General features: G+C 61.9%; 26 protein-coding genes. 13 read left to right on the plus strand and 13 right to left on the minus strand.

What is annotated here, in order from left to right:
- Positions 1-165 precede the first annotated feature (165 nt).
- From LB565_RS20950 to LB565_RS20990, 9 genes are all read right to left on the minus strand, one after another.
- The gene (locus tag LB565_RS20950; RefSeq protein ID WP_224587310.1) at positions 166-468 is read right to left on the minus strand and encodes a cupredoxin family copper-binding protein; all 303 of its coding nucleotides are present in this window, start codon (positions 466-468) and stop codon (positions 166-168) included.
- Between the two features lie 53 nt (positions 469-521).
- Complete coding sequence (locus tag LB565_RS20955) at positions 522-1,148, minus strand: CDGSH iron-sulfur domain-containing protein (protein WP_224587311.1); 627 nt, start codon at positions 1,146-1,148, stop codon at positions 522-524.
- A gap of 158 nt (positions 1,149-1,306) precedes the next feature.
- On the minus strand, positions 1,307-1,678 hold the full coding sequence (locus tag LB565_RS20960; RefSeq protein ID WP_224587312.1) for an endonuclease domain-containing protein: 372 nt from the start codon (positions 1,676-1,678) through the stop codon (positions 1,307-1,309).
- Positions 1,679-1,805: 127 nt separating this feature from the next.
- Positions 1,806-2,177, minus strand: coding sequence for a hypothetical protein (locus LB565_RS20965; protein WP_224587313.1), 372 nt, complete (start codon positions 2,175-2,177; stop codon positions 1,806-1,808).
- 212 nt (positions 2,178-2,389) lie between these two features.
- Positions 2,390-2,761: an endonuclease domain-containing protein gene (locus tag LB565_RS20970; protein WP_224587315.1), complete on the minus strand. Its 372-nt coding sequence runs from the start codon at positions 2,759-2,761 to the stop codon at positions 2,390-2,392.
- Positions 2,762-2,890: 129 nt separating this feature from the next.
- On the minus strand, positions 2,891-3,238 hold the full coding sequence (locus tag LB565_RS20975; RefSeq protein ID WP_224587317.1) for a hypothetical protein: 348 nt from the start codon (positions 3,236-3,238) through the stop codon (positions 2,891-2,893).
- A gap of 237 nt (positions 3,239-3,475) precedes the next feature.
- A complete protein-coding gene (locus LB565_RS20980) occupies positions 3,476-3,982 on the minus strand; it encodes a hypothetical protein (RefSeq protein WP_224587318.1) in 507 nt (168 codons plus the stop codon).
- Positions 3,983-3,993: 11 nt separating this feature from the next.
- Positions 3,994-4,506 (minus strand): hypothetical protein, encoded by a 513-nt coding sequence (locus LB565_RS20985; RefSeq protein WP_224587320.1) that lies wholly within the window; start codon positions 4,504-4,506, stop codon positions 3,994-3,996.
- An 81-nt stretch (positions 4,507-4,587) separates the two neighbouring features.
- Entirely contained in the window at positions 4,588-5,034 is a 447-nt protein-coding gene (locus LB565_RS20990; protein WP_318012182.1) for a very short patch repair endonuclease, read from the minus strand.
- 34 nt (positions 5,035-5,068) lie between these two features.
- On the opposite strand from LB565_RS20990, the gene LB565_RS20995 reads away from it, so the two are divergent.
- Both LB565_RS20995 and LB565_RS21000 read left to right on the plus strand, forming a co-directional pair.
- Positions 5,069-6,127, plus strand: a complete 1,059-nt coding sequence (locus tag LB565_RS20995) for a DUF262 domain-containing protein (RefSeq protein WP_224587322.1) — start codon at positions 5,069-5,071, stop codon at positions 6,125-6,127.
- Positions 6,124-6,798 carry an MAE_28990/MAE_18760 family HEPN-like nuclease gene (locus LB565_RS21000; RefSeq protein ID WP_224587323.1) on the plus strand — a complete coding sequence of 225 codons (675 nt, stop codon included), beginning with the start codon at positions 6,124-6,126 and terminating at the stop codon, positions 6,796-6,798. The genes LB565_RS20995 and LB565_RS21000 overlap by 4 nt, the downstream gene beginning before the upstream one ends.
- Here the strand turns inward: LB565_RS21000 and LB565_RS21005 are convergent.
- Both LB565_RS21005 and lepA read right to left on the minus strand, forming a co-directional pair.
- On the minus strand, positions 6,785-7,948 hold the full coding sequence (locus LB565_RS21005; RefSeq protein WP_224587332.1) for a DNA cytosine methyltransferase: 1,164 nt from the start codon (positions 7,946-7,948) through the stop codon (positions 6,785-6,787). The two genes, LB565_RS21000 and LB565_RS21005, sit on opposite strands and share 14 nt — an antisense overlap.
- A gap of 47 nt (positions 7,949-7,995) precedes the next feature.
- Positions 7,996-9,801, minus strand: a complete 1,806-nt coding sequence (gene lepA, locus LB565_RS21010; protein ID WP_224587342.1) for a translation elongation factor 4 — start codon at positions 9,799-9,801, stop codon at positions 7,996-7,998.
- A 326-nt stretch (positions 9,802-10,127) separates the two neighbouring features.
- Here lepA and LB565_RS21015 point away from each other — a divergent pair, with 326 nt between their 5' ends.
- From LB565_RS21015 to LB565_RS21040, 6 genes are all read left to right on the plus strand, one after another.
- Positions 10,128-11,225 (plus strand): TadE/TadG family type IV pilus assembly protein, encoded by a 1,098-nt coding sequence (locus LB565_RS21015; RefSeq protein ID WP_224587344.1) that lies wholly within the window; start codon positions 10,128-10,130, stop codon positions 11,223-11,225.
- A 344-nt stretch (positions 11,226-11,569) separates the two neighbouring features.
- Complete coding sequence (locus LB565_RS21020; protein WP_224587345.1) at positions 11,570-12,268, plus strand: DUF1223 domain-containing protein; 699 nt, start codon at positions 11,570-11,572, stop codon at positions 12,266-12,268.
- Positions 12,269-12,356: 88 nt separating this feature from the next.
- Positions 12,357-12,641 carry a hypothetical protein gene (locus LB565_RS21025; RefSeq protein WP_224587347.1) on the plus strand — a complete coding sequence of 95 codons (285 nt, stop codon included), beginning with the start codon at positions 12,357-12,359 and terminating at the stop codon, positions 12,639-12,641.
- Between the two features lie 311 nt (positions 12,642-12,952).
- Complete coding sequence (gene msrA, locus LB565_RS21030) at positions 12,953-13,696, plus strand: peptide-methionine (S)-S-oxide reductase MsrA (RefSeq protein ID WP_224587349.1); 744 nt, start codon at positions 12,953-12,955, stop codon at positions 13,694-13,696.
- A 587-nt stretch (positions 13,697-14,283) separates the two neighbouring features.
- Positions 14,284-15,210 carry an ABC transporter ATP-binding protein gene (locus LB565_RS21035; protein ID WP_224587351.1) on the plus strand — a complete coding sequence of 309 codons (927 nt, stop codon included), beginning with the start codon at positions 14,284-14,286 and terminating at the stop codon, positions 15,208-15,210.
- Entirely contained in the window at positions 15,207-15,986 is a 780-nt protein-coding gene (locus LB565_RS21040; protein WP_224587353.1) for an ABC transporter permease, read from the plus strand. Before LB565_RS21035 ends, LB565_RS21040 begins: the two co-directional genes overlap by 4 nt.
- Before the next feature lie 115 nt (positions 15,987-16,101).
- On the opposite strand, the gene LB565_RS21045 is transcribed toward LB565_RS21040, so the two are convergent.
- Positions 16,102-17,139 carry a phosphatidylglycerol lysyltransferase domain-containing protein gene (locus LB565_RS21045; protein WP_224587355.1) on the minus strand — a complete coding sequence of 346 codons (1,038 nt, stop codon included), beginning with the start codon at positions 17,137-17,139 and terminating at the stop codon, positions 16,102-16,104.
- A gap of 233 nt (positions 17,140-17,372) precedes the next feature.
- Here LB565_RS21045 and LB565_RS21050 point away from each other — a divergent pair, with 233 nt between their 5' ends.
- Both LB565_RS21050 and LB565_RS21055 read left to right on the plus strand, forming a co-directional pair.
- On the plus strand, positions 17,373-17,864 hold the full coding sequence (locus tag LB565_RS21050) for a MarR family winged helix-turn-helix transcriptional regulator (protein WP_224587356.1): 492 nt from the start codon (positions 17,373-17,375) through the stop codon (positions 17,862-17,864).
- On the plus strand, positions 17,861-18,541 hold the full coding sequence (locus tag LB565_RS21055) for a GNAT family N-acetyltransferase (RefSeq protein ID WP_224587358.1): 681 nt from the start codon (positions 17,861-17,863) through the stop codon (positions 18,539-18,541). The genes LB565_RS21050 and LB565_RS21055 overlap by 4 nt, the downstream gene beginning before the upstream one ends.
- A gap of 54 nt (positions 18,542-18,595) precedes the next feature.
- Here LB565_RS21055 and LB565_RS21060 read toward each other — a convergent pair whose 3' ends face one another.
- Positions 18,596-20,593, minus strand: a complete 1,998-nt coding sequence (locus LB565_RS21060) for a PhoX family protein (RefSeq protein ID WP_224587360.1) — start codon at positions 20,591-20,593, stop codon at positions 18,596-18,598.
- A gap of 248 nt (positions 20,594-20,841) precedes the next feature.
- Between LB565_RS21060 and LB565_RS21065 the strand changes: the two genes are divergently transcribed.
- The 3 genes from LB565_RS21065 to LB565_RS21075 all read left to right on the plus strand — a co-directional run bounded on the left by LB565_RS21065 (position 20,842) and on the right by LB565_RS21075 (position 22,260).
- Positions 20,842-21,180 carry a hypothetical protein gene (locus LB565_RS21065; RefSeq protein ID WP_224587362.1) on the plus strand — a complete coding sequence of 113 codons (339 nt, stop codon included), beginning with the start codon at positions 20,842-20,844 and terminating at the stop codon, positions 21,178-21,180.
- A 17-nt stretch (positions 21,181-21,197) separates the two neighbouring features.
- Positions 21,198-21,899 (plus strand): phosphatase PAP2 family protein, encoded by a 702-nt coding sequence (locus tag LB565_RS21070; protein ID WP_224587364.1) that lies wholly within the window; start codon positions 21,198-21,200, stop codon positions 21,897-21,899.
- A 91-nt stretch (positions 21,900-21,990) separates the two neighbouring features.
- Complete coding sequence (locus LB565_RS21075) at positions 21,991-22,260, plus strand: helix-turn-helix domain-containing protein (protein ID WP_095770123.1); 270 nt, start codon at positions 21,991-21,993, stop codon at positions 22,258-22,260.
- The last annotated feature ends 118 nt before the right edge of the window (positions 22,261-22,378 follow it).

Consider the following 22,378-nt stretch of genomic DNA (forward strand, 5'->3'; position numbering starts at 1 on the left):
GGTAATCTCCCCCCTTGAGGGGGAGATGTCGCCGAAGGCGACAGAGGGGGTGCTGGCGCATCGAACGCCGGCGTCTTCTGCGACGACAAACGACGTCGGCACTCCACGCGCGGCGACCCCTCTGGCCGCTTTGCGGCCATCTCCCCCTCGGGAAGATTCCCCCGCCTACTTCGCCGTGACGGTGCCCGTCATCGAGCTGTGGATCGAACAATGGAACGGATGCGCGCCGGCGGCCGATATCTTGACCTTGGCGCGCTTGCCCTTGGCGAGTTGGCCGGTATCGAAGGAACCGTCATCCGCCGTGGCGGTGTGCGTCTTGGAATCGGCGTTGGTGAAGGTCACCGTGTCGCCGACGGCGACACTGATCTTGGCCGGGTGGAATTTCATGTCCTTGATCTCAACCGCGTGGTTTGCGGCGAAGGCGGGCATTGCGAAGGCAAGCAAGGCAAGGGTGAGCATGGTGCGCATGGTGGATTCCTCCTGAGAGTCCCCACCTTAAACTAAGGCGGGCGCAGCATTTGTCATGCCACGAAGCCCACCCTTTTATGCGACCCGTCACAAAACGGCTTGTTGGCCGAATGCCCGCAGCGGCAGAGAAAAACTTTTGTGGTGCGGGCGATGGTATGCCCGGTGCCGGTGACGATCTCCGCATTGCCTTCGACCTTGAGCGGGCCGTTGACAGTGGGGGTGACCGTCAGCGGGCCGTCCCGCGCTTCGAGCACCTGCGCCTCCTTCAGCGGCGGCTCGCCGGTGGCGGTGAAGCCGGCCTTGATGTGGCTGTTGTCGCAGAACGGCTTGTTCTGGGACAGGCCGCAGCGGCAGAGCGTGGCGCGGAAGAGGGTCTCCTCGCCGAGCACGATCTCGGCATGCACGGCCAGCGGTCCGTTCTCGCGCAGCCGCACGGTGTTGACCACCGGCGGCCTCTCCTGCGGCCCGCCATCCTTGCGGGTGTAGGTGATGGCGCCCGACGGGCAGTTTTCCGCCAGCGCCACGACCCGCTCGACGATTGCCGCGTCAGGGTGGATCCACTCGCCCGGCGCGTTGGGCACGAAGACATGCGGGTTGCCGAGCACGCAATTGCGCGAATGGATGCAACGCTTGCCGCTGAAAGAAACGTCGATCTTCTCGCCTTCGACCGTGCCTGCCATGGGGTGGGTCTCCTGTTGGGTCGAGGCGAGGCTAGGGCGGGGGCGAGAGGGGCGTCAAGAATGAACTCCCCTTCTCCCCTTGTGGGAGAAGGTGGCTCGGCGCGCAGCGCCGAGACGGATGAGGGGTGCTCCAGCTTGGCAAGAACGCGTGCGCCCCGCTACCGCCAAGGCTGCAGACTCTCGTCCCGCACATAGGCGATGATGGTGTCGCATACCCCGTTCATGTCCTTCAGGACATCGTCGTTCCAGAACCGCAGCACGCGAAAGCCCCTGACTTTCAGCTCGGCATCGCGTTCCTGGTCATGGCGCGATTCCGCATGCTGGCTGCCGTCAATCTCAACGACGAGCTTGGCCTCGGCGCAAAGGAAATCCGCCACGAATCGACCAATCGGCACTTGCCGCCTAAATTTGGTGTTGTCGAGACGACGACCGCGCAATTCCTGCCATAGACGGTCCTCCGCGTCGGTCGACTCACGGCGCATCGACCTAGCGAAATTCCTTTTGGCCGAGGTGACGGGTTGGTGCGGCATGGTAGAAGATTAGCCGACGTAGGTGACCGCTCAAAATATCCGAGGTCGCACTCCGCTGGAGCACCCCTCATCCGACTCGGCGCTGCGCGCCGAGCCACCTTCTCCCACAAGGGGAGAAGGGGAAGCCCTACTCCTCAAGGTCGATCTCCTCGGTTTGGCCGCCGCTGCAGGTGTAGCAGCAGTCCTCGCAGGTTTCCTTGTTGTTCGGGCCGACGCCCCAATAGGTTTCTTCATCGCCATCGACCCAGGCGCCGTAGCAGATCTTCTCGCCCTCGTTGCAGGAGATCGGCAATTGCTTGGTCTCGCCGTCGTCGAGATAGAAATCCTTGCCGTTGCCCGGCCAGACATAGTCGCGGTCCTGGCTGTAGAGTTCGACTCGCATGGCGTTGGGATGATTGTTCTTGATCTGGAAGGTGACGTCGCCGGCGTGAGCGGCGGGCGCGATGAGGACGGCTAGCGAAAGCGCGGCGGCAACGCGGCGCGCGAAGGTGATGGACATGAGAACCCCCGAGGTAGAATCGGCCCCCACGGCCGATGGTTGGATGATGACATGGCCGGCGCGTATGCCAAGGGGCGGCAGCGAAAATGGCTGACGGAATTTGGGGGGAATGGCGCGACTTCCCCTTCTCCCCTTGTGGGAGAAGGTGGCTCGGCGCGCAGCGCCGAGACGGATGAGGGGTGTTCCAGCCTGGCAGGAACGCGTGCGCCCCACTACCGCCAAGGGTGCAAACTTTCATCCCTCACGTAGGCGATTATCGTGTCGCATACCCCGTTCATGTCTTTCAGCACATCGTCGTTCCAGAACCGCAGCACGCGAAATCCCCTTGCCTTTAGTTCGGCGTCGCGCTCCTGATCGCGACACGATTCCGCGTGCTGGCTGCCGTCGATTTCGACGATAAGTCTGGCCTCGGCGCAGACGAAATCCGCCACGAAGCGGCCGATCGGCACCTGCCGCTTGAACTTGATGTTGTCGAGTCGCCGGCCGCGCAATTCGTGCCACAAGCGGTCTTCCGCCTCTGTCGGCTCACGGCGCATCGACCGAGCGAAATTGCGTTTGGCCGGGGTTACGGGTTGGTGTGGCATGGCGCGCGATTAGCCAATGTTGTGGACTTGAACAGCCGGCGCCCCACTCCGCTGGAGCACCCCTCATCCGTCTCGGCGCTTCGCGCCGATCCACCTTCTCCCACAAGGGGAGAAGGAGAGGGCGCCCCGCTACTCCGCCAGGTCCACCGTCTCGGTCGAATGCCCGGTGCAGATGAAGCAGCAGGTGTCGCAGGGCTTGTCGTTGTCGGGGCCGACGCCGGCGGTGACGGAATCGTCGCCGTTCACCCAGGCGCCCCAGCAGATATGCTCGCCCGGCTCGCAGGAGATCGGCACGGACTTTCGCGCCTTCGGCCGGATGAGAAAAACCTTGTCGTCGCCCGGCCAGACTTTTTGGCTGTCGCGGCTGAACAGCTCGACCGCGACCCCGTCCGAGCGCTGGTTGCGCACGAAGACCGACATGTCGGCGGCGAAGGCCGGCGAGGTGAGGAGAAGGAAGGCGAGCAGAGCGCGAATCATGGCGAGGTCCCCAGGGGAAGTAGAGCACGGGAGCGGAAGCGGCGCGACCTCCCCTTCCCCCCTTGTGGGGGAAGGTGGCTCGGCGCGCAGCGCCGAGACGGATGAGGGGTGCTCCAGCTTGGCGAGGCGTTCGCTACAAGCGCAGCATTGTACCCAATCGCCGATGCCTCATTCCTTCCAACACCCCTCATCCGGCCGCTTCGCGTCCACCTTCTCCCACAGGGGGAGAAGGGAAAGTCAGCGCCTCACCACATGCGGCGCGAATGTCTTCACCGCATCCACCATCTCCTCCGCACGCACGTCGAGCGAGGAGATCTCCATATGCACAATGGTCTTGCCGAAGGGCATCAGGCCGTAGGCATTGGCGGAGGAATAGCGGATTGCGTCGGGCGGCTCTTCGGTGAGCTCGAAATTCAGCATCGCCGCGCCCTTGCCGCCGGCGGCGAGCCGCACGCTTTTCACCTTGCTCCACGGCACCAGCACGTCGCCGGCGCGACTATCGCGGAAGCCGTGGCTGTCCAAGATCACCTTGACCGAAGTATCGAAAGCGCCGCGGGCAATGAAAGCGCCGAGCCCCAGGCAGGCGGCGCTAAGCAGCGCGATCCACAGCACATGCCCACTGTTTGCCCCCGACGCCACGCCCTGCAGCGCGCCGAAGCCGAAAATGCCGCCAAGCAGGAACGGTCCGAGTGCGGGCAGGATCTTTCCAGAGGGGCTGTTGCGGAGTTCGAGCGGCGCGGCCATCGCCTTCCCACTCAACGCTCGGCTTTGAGCAAAGTCCAGATCCAGCCGATGAAGGTCAGCACCAGGAACGGGTAGCCGAGCGCCGGCAGCGGCGCGGAGGTGGGCAAAAGCGGCGCGCCCCACAAGATCATGAGGACCGAGAGGGCGAACAGCGCGGCGGCGACGGAGGCCGTGAGCCGCATCCACAGCGCGAAGGTCGCTTGCGCGCTGACCATGACCAGCCCCGCCGCCCACAGCGCAATGCCGCCGGCATAGGAAGGCACGCTCGCCTGCAATCCCGCCGCATTGCCGGCCAGAAGCAGGCTCTCGCCGACGAGGAAAGTAAGGAAGCCGGCCGCGACGAGCTCATTGCCGAGCCGCTGGTATTTCATGGTGAGCAGCGCCGTGGCGACGACGATGCCGACGCCATCGATGGTCCACAGCGTCTCGCGCAGCGCATCGCCGGCAACGAACGTGCCCGCGATGCCCAAAGCGCCGCCGATGGCGAGGCCGATCGCGGCGATGGTGTCCGAGGTGGAGCGCATGTGACGTCTCCCCAAGCTGGGGAGAGGATACGCCGATGTGGAGCGCTGGAGAAGCGAGATTGAGGATGAAAGTATGTCGATCTAACTATGTGCCTCAAGGAAGCTGGCAACTTTTGGGTTAAGCGACTCTAAGTCCAACGTCTCGCATTCCCATACTATCATAACTCTCCAACCGAGCTGACTTAGCTCAGAAATCTTCCTCGCATCTCGCTCTATGTTCGCTCGAAATTTGGCTTCCCAAAACTCTTTTCTGGCTTTTGGGGTTGTCGCTTTTGGGCAACCGTGATGCCGGTGCCAGAAGCAGCCATGCACAAAGATGGCAGCTTTTCTAGGCCCAAACACGATGTCCGGTGACCCAGGCAACTTGGCCTGATGCAATCGATATCGATATCCAAGGGAGTGAAGGTGCCTTCGAAGGATGAGTTCCGGCTTGGTATTTTTCGAGCGCACCTTCGACATCAGGTGACGTCTGGCAGCGGGAACGTTTTCAAACAGCGTCATCTTTTGAAAGGATGTTTTCTGTGGCATTAGAAATGCATCGGCTCAGCAATGCGATGACATTATGACGAATCAGGAACTCAGTGAATCCGACATCCAGGATGCGGTGGAAACAGCTCGTAACGAGGTCCGCTACCTGGTTACCGATTTTCCGGTGGACACGCTAATACGGAAATATAAAGACGATAACCCTGATGAGGGCGATATATATGTTCCAACGTACCAGCGCACGCTACAGTGGAACAATGATCAGAAATCGTATTTCATAGAGAGTTTACTGCTGCGTATTCCCATACCCCCGATCTTTTTCTACGAAGTTGGCGGGAGACTTGAGGTCGTTGACGGATCGCAGCGGATACGTACCCTTGTCGATTTTAAGAATGATGTTTTTCGGCTTGTTAACTTAGAGAAACTTGACTCGTTAAATGGTCTTAAGTTCAGCAAACTACCCTCAGTTACGAAAAAACGCTTTCTAAATAGCCCAATTAGGTCGTTTGTCCTCGAAGAAGGTACCGATGAAAGCTCCCGTGTCGAACTGTTTCGTAGGATAAATACGTCATCGAAGCAATTAAGTGACGCCGAAATAAGAAAAGGAGCGTACCAGGGACCATTCCTCGATCTCGTTATTGACTGTGCAAATCGAGAGGTTTTTAAGCTGCTCGCCCCAGGCAAAGGCTCCCGCGGAAATAAAAACTGGGAAAGTGAGCGACAGGAATTGGTGGCTCGATTTTTTGTGTACTCTAATTACTATAAACTATTTACACATGACGTTCGTCGGTTTATTGATAACTATTTTAAGAAGTATAATCAAGGCCTTACTCCAAACGAGGCAAGCGCCATGTCCGCGGAATTTGATCGAGTTATGAATTTTATCGCCGATAACTCAGCAAATGCGTTCTTTCGTAACGAGAAAACGCAGCAGGTTCCGAGGGTCCGATTCGAAGCGATCTCCGTGGGAACCTGTTTGGCGTTGCGCGAACGTCCTGAATTAGACAGTGCGAATTTTGATTGGTTGGATGAGCCAGATTTCTACCAACTTGTACGAACAGATGCTAGCAATAGCGGCCCCCGCCTCAGGTCTAGAATTGAATTCGTGCGAGACAAAATTTTAGAACAGGCATGAACGAGACTGTTACCCTTAGGGCAAAACTGGATGAGCTTGAGGCTATTTTGGACTCCACGCGGGAGCTGGAAAAGCGTCAGAAAGCAAATACCAGGAGCTATCACCAGAAGCGGCAGTTGATTGCCTCTCTAAGAGCAACGACATATGTGATGCTTTATAATGCCCTTGAGAGTGCGATGCGCTCCGTCATGAGATCTATCCGCGAGCAGATCGAGCTAGAGAATATTCCATCCAGCGACGTAACAGACTACTGGAGGTTGGACGTCGTACAGGCGGCATTTCTCGATAAGATGCAGGCAGGAACTAATCACGGCAATCTTCTGACAGATTTCGTGCCATTCATGACTGGGCGGCCGTCTTGGGAAGAATCCAAAAAAGACCGCCTTCCGTTCAGCGGAAACTTTGGCCAGACAACTGCCGTGCGATTGAAGGACAGCTTGGCGATTACCTGGGCAGCGCCTCCGCATACTTTAGGCGGTAGCGATCTTGAAAATGTGCGAGAAAGACGCAATGCTTTAGCTCACGGTCTAGAATCGTTTGCGGAGGCGGGCGAGAAGGTCACTGCTTCCGACCTTCTTGAGATGCTAGGCCGTGTGAGAGAATTTATGCTTTCCTATGTGACAGCGCTTGAGCATTACAGAGACTCGAAGGGCTATCTCAAGCAGCCTTAGGGAGGCTCAAATACCGGCGCAAGTCCTGAAGGAATTCTTGATTTTTCCGAAGTGGGGCAACTTCAAAGCGACCGGTGAAGCCTGCGATTGCCCTTTTTGACACTGGATAGAAATCACTAAGTTCGAAGTCGCTCAGATTCGCGATATCTGGGTGTGCCGGCCCCTCGCTGGTCACAGACAGTTCCGTAACCGGGGAATTTGGACCACCGTATGCAGCCTTTGGAAGGCGATCGCTATGCGGCACTGTTTTCCAGTCGTCCACACCTGTTCTTGCGCCTATAATCCTTTGGCCGATCCATCGGGCAACGGGCACGCTTACAGCGTTCCCAACCAATAGCCACCTTTTTCTAGTTCCCTTTGGAAAAGCGTCAGCGACCTCAGTCCAATCTCGTTCGAAGCCCTGTAGACGTTCAGCATCTTTGATACCTGGCGAGACGAAACTCGATGTGTGACGATCCCAGATAGCAGGCGGAGAAGGTATACTGAGACCCGACCCACCTTTCAAAGGAGGGATAGCTTCAGGGGACCATCCAAGACCCCGGTTTCCCTCAGTCCAATAAAATCCAACCATTTTCGGCTCTGGCGAATTCGATCGGGCTTCGCCCTGAATGCCGTCCAACAAGATTGCTTCTGGCTTGTCGTGGAGTGATGCTAGCACGAACAAACGGCGACGACGTTGTGGAAGGCCAAAGTACCTAGTGTCTAGTATCCGGTACGCCCAGCGATAGCCAAGTTGCTCAAGTTGAGTGGTTACGAACCTGACGGACTCTCCCTTGTGCAAATCAAGAGCAAATGCCACGTTTTCAAGCAAGACGTACTCTGGCTTGTGATCGCTTTCTGCAATCAAGCGGAAAACATCGCCTATTAAACTGGAACGATCTCCCCTCAAGCCCTTCATGCCGCCCGCCAAGCTAATATCCTGGCAAGGCCATCCAGCCGTTACTATATCGCAATTGGGAATTGAGTTGAGCTTCGTCACATCGGGTGCGATCTCAACTTCGGGAAAGCGATGGGCCAGAACCGCTCTTGCAACAGGATCCGACTCACACATCAGAGTCGTGCTGAATCCAGCCTTCTCCAAGCCTTGCTCGAAACCGCCAATCCCGCTGAACAGACTAACCAGGCGCAAAGGTTTAGATTCTCGAATCATTTCGGCATTTTAGCCGTACCGTTGATAGAACTCGAGGAATAAAATTCTCAATCCCCCATCTTCAGCGCCTGGATAAACGCCTCCTGCGGGATATCCACCTTCCCGAACTGCCGCATCCGCTTCTTGCCCTCTTTCTGCTTGTCGAGCAGCTTGCGCTTGCGGGTCACGTCGCCGCCATAGCATTTGGCGGTGACGTCCTTGCGCAGCGCCGAGATGGTCTCGCGGGCGATGACCTTGCCGCCTATTGCCGCCTGGATCGGGATTTTGAACAGGTGGTGCGGGATCAGCTCCTTCAGCTTCTCGCACATGGCGCGGCCGCGCTTTTCGGCCGCCGTGCGGTGCACCAGCATGGACAAAGCGTCGACCGGCTCCTCATTGACCAGGATCGACATCTTCACCAGGTCGCCCTCGCGATAGTCGGTCAGGTGATAGTCGAAGGAGGCGTAGCCCTTGGAGATCGATTTCAGCCGGTCGTAGAAATCGAACACCACCTCGTTGAGCGGCAGGTCGTAGGTGAGCATGGCGCGTTTGCCCACATAGGAAAGATCGGCCTGGATGCCGCGCCTGTCCTGGCAGAGCTTCAGGATGCCGCCGAGATAGTCGTCGGGGGTCAGGATGGTGGCGCGGATCCACGGCTCCTCGATCGAGGCGATCTTGACCACGTCGGGCATATCGGCCGGATTGTGAAGTTCCTTGACCGAGCCGTCATTGAGGTTCAGGCGGTAGACGACGCTGGGCGCCGTGGCGATGAGGTCGAGGTTGAACTCGCGCTCCAGCCGCTCCTGGATGATCTCCAGATGCAGCAGGCCGAGGAAGCCGCAGCGATAGCCGAAGCCGAGCGCGGCGCTGGTTTCCATCTCATAGGAAAAGCTCGCATCGTTGAGGCGCAATTTGCCGACGGCGGCGCGCAGATCCTCGAAATCGGCGGCGTCGACCGGGAACAGGCCGCAAAACACCACCGGCTGCGCCGGCTTGAAGCCGGGCAGCGCTTTTTGCGTCGGGCGGCGGTCCTCGGTGATGGTGTCGCCGACGCGGGTGTCGGCCACTTCCTTGATCGAGCCGGTGAAGAAGCCGAACTCCCCGGGGCCGAGCTCGTCGACATTGACGCGGGCCGGCTTGAACACGCCGGTGCGCTCGACGAGATACTTTGCGCCGGTGCCCATCATGCGGATGGTCTGGCCCTTCTTCATCACGCCGTCGATGATACGCACCAGAACGATGACGCCGAGATAGGCGTCGTACCAGCTGTCGACCAGCATCGCCTTCAAGGGTGCTGCGATATCGCCCTCGCGCGGCGGCGGCAGCTGGTGGACGATCGCCTCCAGCACGTCGGGCACGCCAAGCCCGGTCTTGGCCGAGATCAGCACCGCGTTGGAGGCGTCGAGGCCGATCACCTCCTCCATCTGCTCGCGGATGCGCTCCGGCTCGGCCGCCGGCAGGTCGACTTTGTTCAGCACCACGACGATCTCGTGGTTGTTGTCGATGGCCTGGTAGACATTGGCCAAAGTCTGCGCCTCGACACCCTGGGAAGCGTCCACCACCAGCAGCGAGCCCTCGCAGGCGGCCAAGGAGCGCGACACCTCATAGGCGAAGTCGACATGGCCGGGCGTGTCGATGAGGTTCAGCACATAATCCTCGCCGTTCTTGGCGCGGTAGTTGAGCCGAACGGTCTGGGCCTTGATGGTGATGCCGCGCTCGCGCTCGATATCCATCGAGTCCAGCACTTGCTCCTTCATGTCGCGCTCCTCCAGCGCGCCGGTGAGTTGGATCAGCCGGTCGGCAAGCGTGGATTTGCCATGGTCGATATGGGCGACGATGGAGAAATTGCGGATATGGTCGAGGGGCGTCGTCATGCGGCGGGCTTTAGCAGGGGCGGGGTTGAGGGGCAAGCGGAACGCCCTTTTCCCCTTCTCCCCTTGTGGGAGAAGGTGTCGCCGAAGGCGACGGATGAGGGGTGCTCCAGGGAAAGCCAGCGTCTCACTCCGCTGGAACACCCCTCATCCGTCTCGGCGCTCCGCGCCGATCCACCTTCCCCCACAAGGGGGGAAGGGAGACCTTGCGCCACTTCACATCCCGCTCACGAAACATTCAAAGCCGCTTAAATGTTCATACACCGCTTTCGCGCATGCTTCGCGCCCGGATGGTAAATCGACTTAGCCGCGACGACGAAGGCCCTGAAATGCCCAGTTCTGCCCGAAAGTTCAGCCCGGCCGCGCTTGCCGGGACGTTGAAGCAATTTCTTGCTCGCCGCGACGGCTCGATCATGCCGATGATGGCCATCCTGACGATCCCGTTGATGGCGGCGGTCGGCTTTTCGGTTGACTACACCTCGGCGGTGACGACGCGCAGCGACATGCAGAACGCGCTCGATGCGGCGATCATCGCGGTCACCACGCTGCCCACCACGACAAGCTTCTCCGACCGCCAGACAACGCTGCAGCAGGCCTATGCGGCCAATGCCGGCCAGGGCACGGCGACGCTGACCGGCGTCAATGTCGATGCTACCGGCACGGCGACCTTCACCGCCACGGCGAGCTACCCGATGCCGACCAGCTTCATGCAGGTCGCACGCATCGACACGGTGCAGGTCGGCGTCGGCTCGTCGGTGCGCAAGACGCCGGCACTGGCGCAGACCACCTTCAAGATCGGCAAGGCGTCCGGGTGGTGGAACAAGACCATCACGCTCTACGGCACCCAGTTCGGCCAGACCGCGCCGCAGAAGCTGATGCAGATCAACTATATCTACAACGGTGCCGGCGACCCCAAGGGCTACGGCACGACCACCGCCTACACGGTCAGCGGCACCAAGCTGACCCAAGTGCAGCAGCAAGTCTGCAACACCAGCAAGGTCAAGAACTTCAATAATGCCCCGGCCGGGGCGATCCTGCAGACCAGCAGCAACGGCACGGATTACCAGACGACATGCACGACCTCGCCTTCGAACGGCTCCGGCGCGGTGATCGACGTGAGCCTGATGGACAAGCTGTACCTGGAAATGGACGTTCCGTCAGGCTCACCGACCGTGCTCAAGTCGAACGATCCGGCTACCTCGGACCGGCTGTTCATGGGGCCGACCGAATCCGCCATGGTCGAGGTTGGGGCCGGCCAGACGGTCGACATCTTTACCGCGGTGCCGTGCAACCAGACCAGCACCCAGGCCTGGGAAGACGGCGGCTCGCATGTGCCGGAAGCGTACACCGACACGGACTTCACCTACACCGTGCAAGGCAAGTGCGACTACAACCAGCGCCCGTCGGCGACGGTGCTGACGCAGTAGCTCTTCCCTCCCCCTTGCGGGGAGATGGCTGTCAGGCAGAGAAGGAGCTGTCCCGCCGGCGTTTCAATCCTTGGTTCCTCGCCCCCGCCAGAGGCGGGGGAGAGGTGTCCGCGAAGCGGACGGAGAGGGGGCCTTCGTAAGGCGCTCCCCTCTCCGTCTCGGCTTCGCCGAGCCACCTCTCCCCACTTTCGTGGGGCGAGGAACCTTGATCCTGCGGCGCCACGATCCTTCACACACGTCCAGCGTGCCGCACGAAAGCCCCCACATCACAAACCGGTGAAGCTGTAACGAACCCATCCACCCCGGCGAAATCGGAGCATGACCCGCTACGGAGACTGCTTCCCATGACCGGATTGAAGACAAGCCTGCTCGCCGGCGCGATGCTTGCCGCCACGTTCGGCGCCGCTTCCGCGCAGCCGCTGACCGTGGTCGAGCTGTTCACCAGCCAAGGCTGCTCGTCCTGCCCGCCGGCCAACGCCAATCTGATCAAGGTCAAGGACCAGCCAGGCGTGCTGGCGCTGTCGTTCAACGTCACCTATTGGGATTATCTCGGCTGGAAGGACACGTTCGGCCGCAAGGAATTCACGGACCGCCAGGTGACCTACGAGCCGTCGCTCGGCCATGACGGGCCGTTCACGCCGCAAGTGGTGGTGAACGGCAGCCACGACGGCGTGGGCGCGGCCCCGGGCGAGATCCAGAGCCTGATCGCCCGGAGTAAGATTAATAAGGGCGGCGCGCAGGGGCCGGAGCTTTCGCTTGGGCAGGGCAAGGTCAGCATCGGCGCCGGCAAGGCGCCGGGCGGCGGCGCCGACATCTGGCTGGTGCGCTACAAGAGAGGCGTCGTCGAGGTGCCGGTGGCGCGCGGCGAGAACACCGGCCGCACCCTGCCGCACGCCAATGTCGTGCATGCGCTCACCAAGCTCGGCAGCTGGAACGGCGAGGCGACGACGCTGCCGCTGCCGGCGGCCGCGGGCGGCTTGAGCACCGCGGTGCTGGTGCAGGGTCCGAACGGCGGACCGATCCTGGCCGCCGCCGCCAACTGATTTCCTTCTCTTCGCGCGGGGCCGCATGAAAGCGGCAACGCTTCACCAAGGCCCGCTTCCGCGCGCCACAACCCAAGGAGTACGACCCATGACCAAGTTCCTCACGCTGCCGGCGCTGGCCTTCGCGCTTTCCGCTTCGCTCTTCGTTGCCGGCGCCCGTGCCGACGACGCGACCAATGCGATGAAGCCCGCCAATGCGATGGCGACCGACGCCATGAAGCCGGCGACGGACGCGATGAAACCGGCCGATGCCATGAAGCCCGACGCGATGAGCACCGAGGCGATGAAGCCTGCCACGGATGTGATGAAGCCGGCGGATGCAATGAAGCCTGTGACGGATGCGATGAAGCCAGCGGACACCACCGCTCAGTAAGGTGAGCTGGCGATCCGCTTGCGTCGCCGGCCTGCGAGGCAATCGCACAGGGCAGCGCAGCCCCCGCTCCGTCTCGGCGCTGCGCGCCGATCCACCTCTCCCCCGCTTTGCGGGGGCGAGGAAACGCCAATCGCCAAGGGCGCGGCCTTCGCAAGCCTGAGTTCCTCGCCCCCGCCAGAGGCGGGGGAGAGGTGGCTCGGCGAAGCCGAGACGGAGAGGGGGAGCGCCCTCGGCCATTGGCCGCACGGCAAAGTGAGAACCGCTTGGCGGCTGCGTTCGTATATAATGAAGCAACAACAGGAGATCAGGACATGAACGGCATAAGGACAAAGGCCGCGCGGCGATCGCCATTTTTCGCCCGCGGCACGTTGGCAGTGCTCGGCCTTGCGGCCGTGGCGGCAGCGGCGCTGTGGCAAACACCGGCCCGATCGGCCGAGGACGCGGTGGTGATCCCGCCGCCGGCTTTGGACGAAAAGGCGACGAGCGGCACCGAGAAGGCGATCTTCGCCGGCGGCTGCTTCTGGGGCGTGCAGGGCGTGTTCCAGCACGTCAAGGGCGTGAGCAAGGCCGTCTCCGGCTATACCGGCGGCAGCGCCGAGAACGCCGTCTATGAGGTGGTGGGCACCGGCCGCACGGGGCATGCCGAATCCGTCGAGATCACCTACGACCCGTCGAAGGTCACCTACGGCCAGCTCTTGCAGGTCTATTTCTCGGTCGCGCACAACCCGACGCAGTTGAACTACCAGGGGCCGGACCAGGGCACCCAGTACCGTTCGACGATCTTCGCCGAGAATGACGAGCAGAAAAAGGTCGCCGAGAGCTACATCGCCCAGCTTGACAAGGCCAAGGTGTTCCCGAAGCCGATCGTCACCACGCTCGAAACCGGCAAGACCTTCTACCCGGCCGAGGATTACCATCAGGACTTCCTGACGCTGAACCCGACCTATCCCTATATCGTCTACAATGACCTGCCCAAGATCGAGAATCTGAAGGCGCTGTTCCCTAAGCTCTACAGCGAGAAGCCGGTGCTTGTGCTGGCCTCCAGCAAGAGCTGAGAGAGCGTTTGGAAATTCTACTCCGGCGGTCATCTGATGGCGGTTTCTGCGCTTCCGGTGCTCACGGACCGAATGTCCGCTGCGCTCCGGTTCTCGAAACCACCACCATATGACTCGCCGGAGCGAATTTCGAAACGGTCTCTGGGCCGCCGGTCATTTTCCTGACGCCTTCGTTATGCCGGCAGGAGGTGAGATGCCTTGGGGATTGGTGGACGCCGCCCGAATCTCGTCATTCCAGGGCGAAGCAGCCGCGAAGCGGCGTCGCGGAGACCCTGGAATCTATTCCGTGACCCTGATCGTAGAATGCAGCGGAGCAGAATTCTGCACCGCAGCAGCGCTCTTAAGTCACGGAATGGATCCTCGGGTCTGCGCGCGTCGCTTCGCTCCTTGCTCCGCCCGTGGATGACGGGGTTCGGCGGCTTCCGCCAATCTCCGGGGCCTGTGCTGATCGCCGGGCATGCCAGCCCGAAAACGGGGAGAAAGACGCGCCACTGTCCAGAACTGTCAGCAGCAGCGTCGATTTCCAGTTGCGCCGGACAACATCCGACCTATATCAGGTCACCTTTTCCAGCCGGCCGTATTTCAGCATGTCATCCATCATCTCGATCTCCGGTGTCACGAAAACCTATGCCACCGGCTTCAAGGCGCTGAAGGAAATCAATCTCGACATCGAGCGCGGCGAGATCTTCGCGCTGCTGGGGCCGAACGGCGCCGGCAAGACGACGCTGATCTCGATCGTCTGCGGCATCGTCAACCGCTCGTCGGGCACTGTCACCGTGGACGGCCACGACATCGGCCGGGATTACCGCGCCGCGCGCAGCCTGATCGGGCTGGTGCCGCAGGAACTCACCATCGATGCCTTCGAGACCGTCTGGGCGACGGTGAACTACAGCCGCGGCCTGTTCGGCAAGGCGCCCAACAAGGAGTTCGTCGAAAAAGTGCTGCGCGACCTCTCGCTGTGGGAGAAGAAGGATTCGAAAGCCATCACGCTGTCGGGCGGCATGAAACGCCGGCTGATGATCGCCAAGGCGCTGTCGCACGAACCGCGTGTGCTGTTCCTCGACGAGCCGACGGCCGGTGTCGACGTCGAGCTGCGCCAGGACATGTGGGCGATGGTCAGGCGCCTGCGCGAGGACGGCGTCACCATCATCCTCACCACGCATTACATCGAGGAAGCCGAGGCGATGGCCGACCGCGTCGGCGTCATAAACAAGGGCGAGATCATCCTGGTCGAGGGCAAGGCCGAGCTGATGCGCAAGCTCGGCCGCAAGCAGATGAATCTGGAACTGCGCGCGCCGCTTGCCGCCGTTCCGGACGGCCTGTCGCACTATTCATTGGAGCTGTCGGACGACGGCAACCAGCTCACCTACACCTATGACAACCAGAGCGACCGTCCGGGCGTCGCCTCGCTGATCCGCGACCTCGAGGCGGCCGGCGTCCAGTTCCGCGACCTCGACACCAAGAACAGCTCGCTCGAAGAGATCTTCGTCAATCTCCTGAGGCAAGAGCCATGAACCTGCGCGCGGCCCCTAATTTTCGTGCGATATGGGCGATCTACCGGGTGGAGATGGCGCGCGCCTTCCGCACGGTTCTGCAGAGCATCATCTCGCCGGTCATCTCGACATCGCTCTATTTCGTCGTCTTCGGATCGGCCATTGGCTCGCGGATCACCGAGATCGACGGCATCGCCTACGGCGCCTTCATCGTGCCCGGCCTGATGATGCTGTCGCTTTTGACGCAGTCGATCTCCAACGCCTCCTTCGCCATCTATTTCCCGAAATTCGTCGGCTCGATCTACGAGCTTTTGTCGGCGCCGGTCTCCTATCTCGAGATCATCATCGCCTATGTCGGGGGTGCGGCGACCAAATCGGTCATGCTCGGCCTGATCATTCTCGCCACCGCGGCGCTGTTCGTGCCGCTCAGGATCGAGCATCCGTTCTGGATGATCGCCTTCCTGGTGCTGACGGCGGTGACCTTCAGCCTGTTCGGCTTCATCATCGGCATCTGGGCAAAGACCTTCGAGCAGCTGCAGCTGGTGCCGCTCTTGATCGTGACGCCGCTCACCTTCCTCGGCGGCAGCTTCTATTCGATCCACATGCTGCCCGGCATCTGGAAGACGATCACCCTGTTCAACCCGGTCGTGTACCTGATCAGCGGGTTCCGCTGGAGCTTTTACGGCAAGGCGGACGTCTCGGTCGGCGTCAGCCTCGGCATGACAGTGATGTTCCTGGCCATCTGCATCGCGATCGTGGCGTGGATCTTCAAGACGGGATACCGGTTGAGGAACTGACGGAGCGACGTTCGTCGTCGCCGAATGCTGGCGGGACAGCACCCCCCTCTGTCCTGCCGGACAGGGGGGGTGTGAAGGATCGCGGCGCCTAGTGATCTTCTCTTAATCGTTCCGTCTAAATCGCCTTCAGCAGCCGCAGCAGGCCCAGCATCTCCATGAAAGTCCCTTTGCGGAACGCGATATAGGTCGGCTCCTCGACGCCGTGGAAGCGGCGCTTGAAGGCTGCCTGGCCCTGCAGGTTGAAGCGCGAGCGGTTCACCCAGGGCGAGTTGTAGGCGCGCTGGAACGCGCCGCGCCAGAAGCCCGATTCGGCAAAGCCGCTGGGCTCGATATCGAGCAGCGGCGAGAGGCCGAGCGTCACCTGCGAGATGCCTTCCTCGCGGAAGCGGTCGACGGCGAATTTGGTCATGCCGACCTCGGCATGCGGCGTGGCGTCGGTCTGCTTGCGCTTGAAGGAGGTGGTGTAGCCGATGACCTTGCCGTCGCGGAACAGCGGGTCGAAATCGAGGACGGCGAGAAGCCGGCCTTCAGGGCTGTGCAGGAGGAAGCGGCGCATGTCGACGCCGAGCTCTTCGGAAAAGCGGCGGTTGAGGAAACCCATCTCCCAGCGCTTGATGATGCGCTCCTTGCGCCAGTCGGCGGAAAGCTGGACGATCTCCTCATGCAGCCTGTCGCCCCTGTCCTCGGCGATAGTAAAGCCCTTCTTCGTCAGCCAGCGTTGGGAATAGCGCACGGTCTCGTTGCGCTTGCCGGAAAAATCATGCGCCGGCAAAAGCAGCCTGGTATCGATGCCGAGGCGGTTCACCATGTAGCCGAGGCCGGCGAGCACCTTGGCCGTGTCGGCGCCGATCTGAACGAACCAGGGGCCGCCGGCGGCCTCGACGAAGCGCTTGATATAGGCCGCGCGATCCGCCGGATCGACCACCGGATCGCCCAGCGCGAAATGGCGGCCCATCTTGGTGCCGAAGGCGATATAACCGTCGCCATCGCTGAAATAGGACAGTTTCTGCTGCACGGCCGTCGAATAGGCGAGCGAGAAATCGCCGTGGCGGCGCACCAGCGCCAGGCGTTCGGCATCCGTCAACTCGCGCCGCGGGACCTTGGGCGCCACGGCGTCGAGAAGTCTGTCGAAATAGATGCGCAGGGGCGCCATGAGCTCCGCGTGCCAAGAAGTGATGACCTGCCGCCCTCAGGTCGCGAATCGCTGGCGACCGCTGCCGGCCACGTCGCGTCAGCGCGATATAGGATGCAATTGGCCGCGAATGAAGGGCAAACGTCCGAAAGCGTCCGTATCGTCCATCGGCTGCCGCAACGGACATGCGAAAGATCGGCTTGATATTTCCATATGTTGTTATATATCAAGTTATCGATATGCGGCGGGCTGCTATGGAAGACATTCTCCGATCCCTCGGCTTTCTCTGCCTCGGCAGCCGGATGAAGCGCATAGGCGAGCAGTTGCAGGCCGACACGCAGCGCGTGCTCGACCGCCTGGACATGCGCATCCAGTCGAGCCAGTACCCGCTGCTCGCCGCGCTCGACAGGCTAGGCCCGCTGCCGGTCGGCGAGCTGGCGCAATCCTTGGGCGTTGCGCAACCGGGCGTGACGCGCAGCGTGGCGCTGCTTGCCGAACTGGGGCTGGTCGAGGTCAACCCTTCGGAAGACGACCAGCGGCGCAGGATCGTTTCGCTGAGCCGCAACGGCCGGCGGCTGGTCGACCAGGCGAAGCGGGAGATTTGGCCGAGCATCGAGAATGCCGTGGCGGATTTGTGCGCCGATCTTTCCGGGCCACTGCTCGGCCAGCTTGCGGCAATCGAGGATCGTCTGGCCGCGACACCGCTCCATCGCCGCGCCGAAAACGCCAAGGTAGCTGCGTCATGAAACATGTTCTCGACCGCCCCATCTGGAGCGCGCTTGCAACGCGGCACCAGGCTTTCGGTGAAGGCGGCGACCTTGCCCGGCGATATCGCCCATCGATCGTGCCTTTCGCGGCCACCGCCGCCGACGATGCGGACAGCCTGCGGGCGCTGGTCGGGCTTCTCCCGCCGGGCGAAACAGCTGTCCTGGTCCAGGCGGATGAGATCGCCCTGCCACCGGAAATTTCCGCGATCTCGGCAGCGCCGCTGGTGCAGATGATCGCCGAAGCGCCGATGCCGGCGACGTCCGATGAGCGCATCCGGCAGCTGACAAAAGGCGATGCGGCGGAGATGCTGGCGCTCGCGTCTCTCACCAAGCCCGGCCCCTTCACGCTGGAAGCGCTGAGCCTTGGTGATTTCTGGGGCATCAGGATCGACGGCAGGCTGGCGGCGATGGCCGGCGAGCGCATGAAGCAGCCCGGCTACAGCGAACTCAGCGGCGTGTGCACGCATCCGGACTTTCGCGGCGGCGGCCTTGCCCACCTGTTATCGGTGTTCGTGGCCGGCCGGATCGCGGGACGCGGCGAGGTTCCGTATCTGCACGCCTATGACAGCAACGAAGCGGCGATCAGGCTTTACGAGTCCATCGGCTTCCGCTTGAGAAGCAGGATGAAGATGGCCATGGTTCAACGCGCGGAGTGACGAAAGGGAGGATTTGATCGAAATCCTCCCTCTCGACGTCTCAGCTACAAGAGGTCACGCCGCGATCTTGCCGCCGCCCTGCTTCGTAATCGCAACGACGGATGGCCGCACCGGCATGTCCGGCTTGAAGTCCGGCCAGCGGGTCGACGGATCCTCGTAATAGGAGGGACGGCCGAACCCTTCCCAGTCCTCGCCGCCGTCGCCCGGATGCTGCACGGCGACGAAAGCCGTCTGGTCGTCGGGCGCGAACAGCGGGCCGCACATTTCGGCGCCGATCGGCACGCGGAAGAACAGTTTCGACGTTGCCCGCGCGGCACCCTCGGTGTCGACGGCCCAGAGGCCGTCCGTGCGGCCGGTGGCCTTGGGGCCCTGGCCGTCGGTGGCGACCCACAGGCGCCCGGCGGAATCGACGGCGCAATTGTCCGGCATGCCGAACCAGCCATGGGCGGTGGTCGCGGTCGAGAAGGTGGCGCCAACATCGGCCACCGAAGGATCGCCGCATTTCAACAGCACTTCCCACTTGCCCTTGGTGGCGGCGAACTCGCCGCCGTCCTCGACGATCTCGATGATGTGGCCGAAGGCATTGTCGGCGCGCGGATTTGCGGCGTCGACCTGCTCGGCCTTGCGCTTGGAATTGTTGGTCAGCATGACATAGACCTTGCCGTTGCCGGCATTGGGCTGGATGTCCTCCGGCCGGTCCATCTTGGTGGCGCCGAGCAGGTCGGCGGCGCGCCGCGTCTCGATAAGAACGTCGGCTTGGGAAGCAAAGCCGTTCTCCGCGGTCAGCGGCGCCTTTCCGAACACGATCGGCATCCATTCCACCGAACCGTCCTCGGCGAATTTGGCGACATAGAGCGTGCCGTCGTCGAGCAGGTTCATGTTGGCGGCGCGGTTGTTGGGGTTGAACGTGCCGGCGGTGACGAATTTGTAGACATAGTCGAAGCGCTCGTCGTCGCCGAGATAGAAGACGACGCGGCCGTCCTTGGCGACGATCGACTCGGCGCCCTCATGTTTGAAGCGGCCCATGGCGGTGCGCTTTCTAGGCACCGAGTTCGGGTCGTTGACATCGACCTCGACGATCCAGCCGAAGCGATTGGGCTCGTTCGGCTCCTTGGCAAGGTTGAAGCGGTCGTAATGCGCGCCCCACTCATAGGCGCCTTCCGGGATGCCGAGGCGTTTGTAATTGGCGGCTTCCTTGTGGCTCTCCGGCAATTCGCCCGAGAAATAGCCGTGGATGTTCTCCTCGGCCATCACATAGGTGCCCCAGGGCGTGACGCCGCCGGCGCAATTGTTGAGCGTGCCGAAGACCTTGGTGCCGGACGGGTCGGCATTGGTCTTGACGCGGTCGTGGCCGGCGACCGGGCCGGAGAGCGCCATCTCGGTGGTCGACATGATGCGGCGGTTGAGCTTGCCGTCGCGCACGACCTGCCATTTGCCGTCCTGCTTGCGGATCTCGACGATGGTGCCGCCATGGGCGGCCATCTCGACATCGACCTGCTCCTTTGAGAGCGGCGCGACCTCGGCCTTCTTCTTGCCGTCCTTCTCGACGATCGAAACGATGCTGGGAAACATCAGATGCGGATTGGTGTATTCGTGGTTGACGACCAAAAGGCCATGCTCGGCCGAGCCGTCGATCGGGATATAGCCGACATAGTCGTTGTTGTAGCCGAACTGTTTCGCCTGGGCTTCGGCCGACTGCTTCAGCGGATCGAACTCAGGCGAATCGGCGAACAGCGGATCGCCCCAGCGCAACAGCACGTCGGCGTCGTAGCCGGGCGCGACATGGTGCTTGTCGTCGATGCCGGCCTCGAGCTCGTCGAACTTGAAGGCCGAAGCCTCGGTGGCGCGCGCCTCGTCGGCGGCGACGAGCGCCAGCGGGCTGACGGTGGCGGCGATGGCCGAGACGGCCAGCGAACCCTTCAGGAAGCCGCGCCGCGAAAAACGCGCGGCGATGATCTCGCCCATGGTGCGGTTGTCGGTGGGATTGACGGGCGCCCCGTCATTGTCCTCGAGCTGGCTGGTGCGGAAGCGGGTCTCAGGGGTCAGGGTCATAGGCTGTTCCTCTGGCTTCTTGAGGTGGCTGGGATTTTGGCCCTTCGACCCCTAAAGCGCGCCGATCACATTTTCGTGACACCATCGTGATTGAATCGCAATGGCTGTTTGCCGGCTGAGCAGCGCTGGCCGGCTTGGATCCTCGAAATGGGCGGACGATCGACCGCGATCGGCTTGACGGCCTCGCCCGCTTCGGGAAACAAGGGCTGCGGCCGGCGTGGCGACCGCGCTTGAAAAGGGGATGGCGGGTGAGTTTCTGGGGACTGGCGCAGCTCGGCATTTCGACCGTGATGTTCTTGCTGGCGGCGATGGCGGCCAAGCAATGGGGGCTGGCGCCGAGCTTGGCCAAGCTGCTTTTGACGCTGGCGCTCTACTCGGCCGGCAATCTGATCATGCTGAGGCTGGTGCGCGAATTCGGCATGTCGGTGTCGTTCAGCTTGTCGGCGGTGATCCAGCTTGTCGCGGTCAATGTCGTGGCGATCGCCTTTTTCGGCGAACGGCTCAACGCTCTCCAAGCGACCGGCATGGTGCTGGCGATCGCCGCCGTCGCGCTGATCACGCTCGGGCCCTATATTCAGCGGCTATAGCGGGATCAAAGGCTCGCATGAAATCGATCGTCGACGCGCTCCTCAACAGGTTGGAATTCCCGGTGCTGCTGGCCGGGCTGGTGATCGCCGGCGGGCTGTGGGGCCTGGTGGAACTCATGGAGCTGGCGCGCGCCACGACCCCGCACGCATTCGACACGGAAATCCTGCTCGCCTTCCGCCATGCCGGGCAGCCGGATAGCCCGATAGGCCCGCCCTGGCTGGAGGGCGCGGTGCGCGACGTCACCGCGCTCGGCAGCACCACTGTGCTGGTGCTGATCACCACGGCGACCATCCTCTATCTGCTCTTGATCCGCAGACCTTCGACAGCGCTGTTCATGTTCGCGGCGGTGGCGGGCGGGCAAGTGCTTTCGAGCCTGCTCAAATTCGAGGTCGACCGGCCGCGGCCCGATCTCGTCTCGCATCTCGTCAACGAGACGTCGCTGTCCTTTCCGAGCGGCCACGCGATGCTGTCGGCGGTGACCTATCTGACGCTCGGTTCCTTGGCGGCCCGCTTCCTGCCGGACCGCAGGACGAAAGTCTTCGTGCTTTGCCTCGCCGTGCTCACAACCGTGTTGGTAGGCGCCAGCCGCGTCTATCTCGGGGTGCACTGGCCGTCCGACGTGCTTGCCGGCTGGTGCGCCGGCTTTGCCTGGGCCATGCTGTGCTGGCTTGCGGCCCGGCTGCTGCAGCGACGCAAGATCGTTGAAGATTGCGAATAGCCAACGTCTCATCCATACTAAATGATGCTTGAAACATCACTATGCTTGTATTATACATTGATATCGCAGACTCAGACAAAGGTTCTGGCCGATGATCACTGCTGCGCAGATGCGCGCCGCAAGGGCATTGGCCGGTATCGACCAGCGGACCCTTGCCGAGCGCGCCGGCGTTTCGCTTCCGACGATACAGCGTATGGAAGCGAGCGAGGGCGTTGTGCGAGGCGTCGTCGACACGCTGATGAAGGTCATCCATGCCCTCGATGAGGTCGGGGTGGAATTGATCGGCGAGAACCAGACCAGCGAACGCGGCGGCAGGGGCGTACGCCTCAAGGCCACCGTGGCGCAGAACCCGCAGGGCTGAGCCGCAACCGCATCCGCCTCGGGAACCTTTGCCGGTTTTTCGGGCAGCGATGCGGCGTCGCAACGATTTATCGCGACGGCGACCGCCGACACCCAGCCGACGATCCCGCCGCCCTGTG

Origin of the sequence: Mesorhizobium sp. CA14 (genome assembly GCF_020165195.1) — a bacterium.
In the GTDB taxonomy this organism is placed as follows: domain Bacteria; phylum Pseudomonadota; class Alphaproteobacteria; order Rhizobiales; family Rhizobiaceae; genus Mesorhizobium.

Bases quoted from the DNA above. Each gene is read 5' to 3' on its own strand.
- LB565_RS20950 (WP_224587310.1), bottom strand. From the start codon at position 468: ATGCGCACCATGCTCACCCTTGCCTTGCTTGCCTTCGCAATGCCCGCC.
- LB565_RS20955 (WP_224587311.1), bottom strand. From the start codon at position 1,148: ATGGCAGGCACGGTCGAAGGCGAGAAGATCGACGTTTCTTTCAGCGGC.
- LB565_RS20960 (WP_224587312.1), bottom strand. From the start codon at position 1,678: ATGCCGCACCAACCCGTCACCTCGGCCAAAAGGAATTTCGCTAGGTCG.
- LB565_RS20965 (WP_224587313.1), bottom strand. From the start codon at position 2,177: ATGTCCATCACCTTCGCGCGCCGCGTTGCCGCCGCGCTTTCGCTAGCC.
- LB565_RS20970 (WP_224587315.1), bottom strand. From the start codon at position 2,761: ATGCCACACCAACCCGTAACCCCGGCCAAACGCAATTTCGCTCGGTCG.
- LB565_RS20975 (WP_224587317.1), bottom strand. From the start codon at position 3,238: ATGATTCGCGCTCTGCTCGCCTTCCTTCTCCTCACCTCGCCGGCCTTC.
- LB565_RS20980 (WP_224587318.1), bottom strand. From the start codon at position 3,982: ATGGCCGCGCCGCTCGAACTCCGCAACAGCCCCTCTGGAAAGATCCTG.
- LB565_RS20985 (WP_224587320.1), bottom strand. From the start codon at position 4,506: ATGCGCTCCACCTCGGACACCATCGCCGCGATCGGCCTCGCCATCGGC.
- LB565_RS20990 (WP_318012182.1), bottom strand. From the start codon at position 5,034: ATGCCACAGAAAACATCCTTTCAAAAGATGACGCTGTTTGAAAACGTT.
- LB565_RS20995 (WP_224587322.1), top strand. From the start codon at position 5,069: ATGACGAATCAGGAACTCAGTGAATCCGACATCCAGGATGCGGTGGAA.
- LB565_RS21000 (WP_224587323.1), top strand. From the start codon at position 6,124: ATGAACGAGACTGTTACCCTTAGGGCAAAACTGGATGAGCTTGAGGCT.
- LB565_RS21005 (WP_224587332.1), bottom strand. From the start codon at position 7,948: ATGATTCGAGAATCTAAACCTTTGCGCCTGGTTAGTCTGTTCAGCGGG.
- lepA (WP_224587342.1), bottom strand. From the start codon at position 9,801: ATGACGACGCCCCTCGACCATATCCGCAATTTCTCCATCGTCGCCCAT.
- LB565_RS21015 (WP_224587344.1), top strand. From the start codon at position 10,128: ATGCCCAGTTCTGCCCGAAAGTTCAGCCCGGCCGCGCTTGCCGGGACG.
- LB565_RS21020 (WP_224587345.1), top strand. From the start codon at position 11,570: ATGACCGGATTGAAGACAAGCCTGCTCGCCGGCGCGATGCTTGCCGCC.
- LB565_RS21025 (WP_224587347.1), top strand. From the start codon at position 12,357: ATGACCAAGTTCCTCACGCTGCCGGCGCTGGCCTTCGCGCTTTCCGCT.
- msrA (WP_224587349.1), top strand. From the start codon at position 12,953: ATGAACGGCATAAGGACAAAGGCCGCGCGGCGATCGCCATTTTTCGCC.
- LB565_RS21035 (WP_224587351.1), top strand. From the start codon at position 14,284: ATGTCATCCATCATCTCGATCTCCGGTGTCACGAAAACCTATGCCACC.
- LB565_RS21040 (WP_224587353.1), top strand. From the start codon at position 15,207: ATGAACCTGCGCGCGGCCCCTAATTTTCGTGCGATATGGGCGATCTAC.
- LB565_RS21045 (WP_224587355.1), bottom strand. From the start codon at position 17,139: ATGGCGCCCCTGCGCATCTATTTCGACAGACTTCTCGACGCCGTGGCG.
- LB565_RS21050 (WP_224587356.1), top strand. From the start codon at position 17,373: ATGGAAGACATTCTCCGATCCCTCGGCTTTCTCTGCCTCGGCAGCCGG.
- LB565_RS21055 (WP_224587358.1), top strand. From the start codon at position 17,861: ATGAAACATGTTCTCGACCGCCCCATCTGGAGCGCGCTTGCAACGCGG.
- LB565_RS21060 (WP_224587360.1), bottom strand. From the start codon at position 20,593: ATGACCCTGACCCCTGAGACCCGCTTCCGCACCAGCCAGCTCGAGGAC.
- LB565_RS21070 (WP_224587364.1), top strand. From the start codon at position 21,198: ATGAAATCGATCGTCGACGCGCTCCTCAACAGGTTGGAATTCCCGGTG.
- LB565_RS21075 (WP_095770123.1), top strand. From the start codon at position 21,991: ATGATCACTGCTGCGCAGATGCGCGCCGCAAGGGCATTGGCCGGTATC.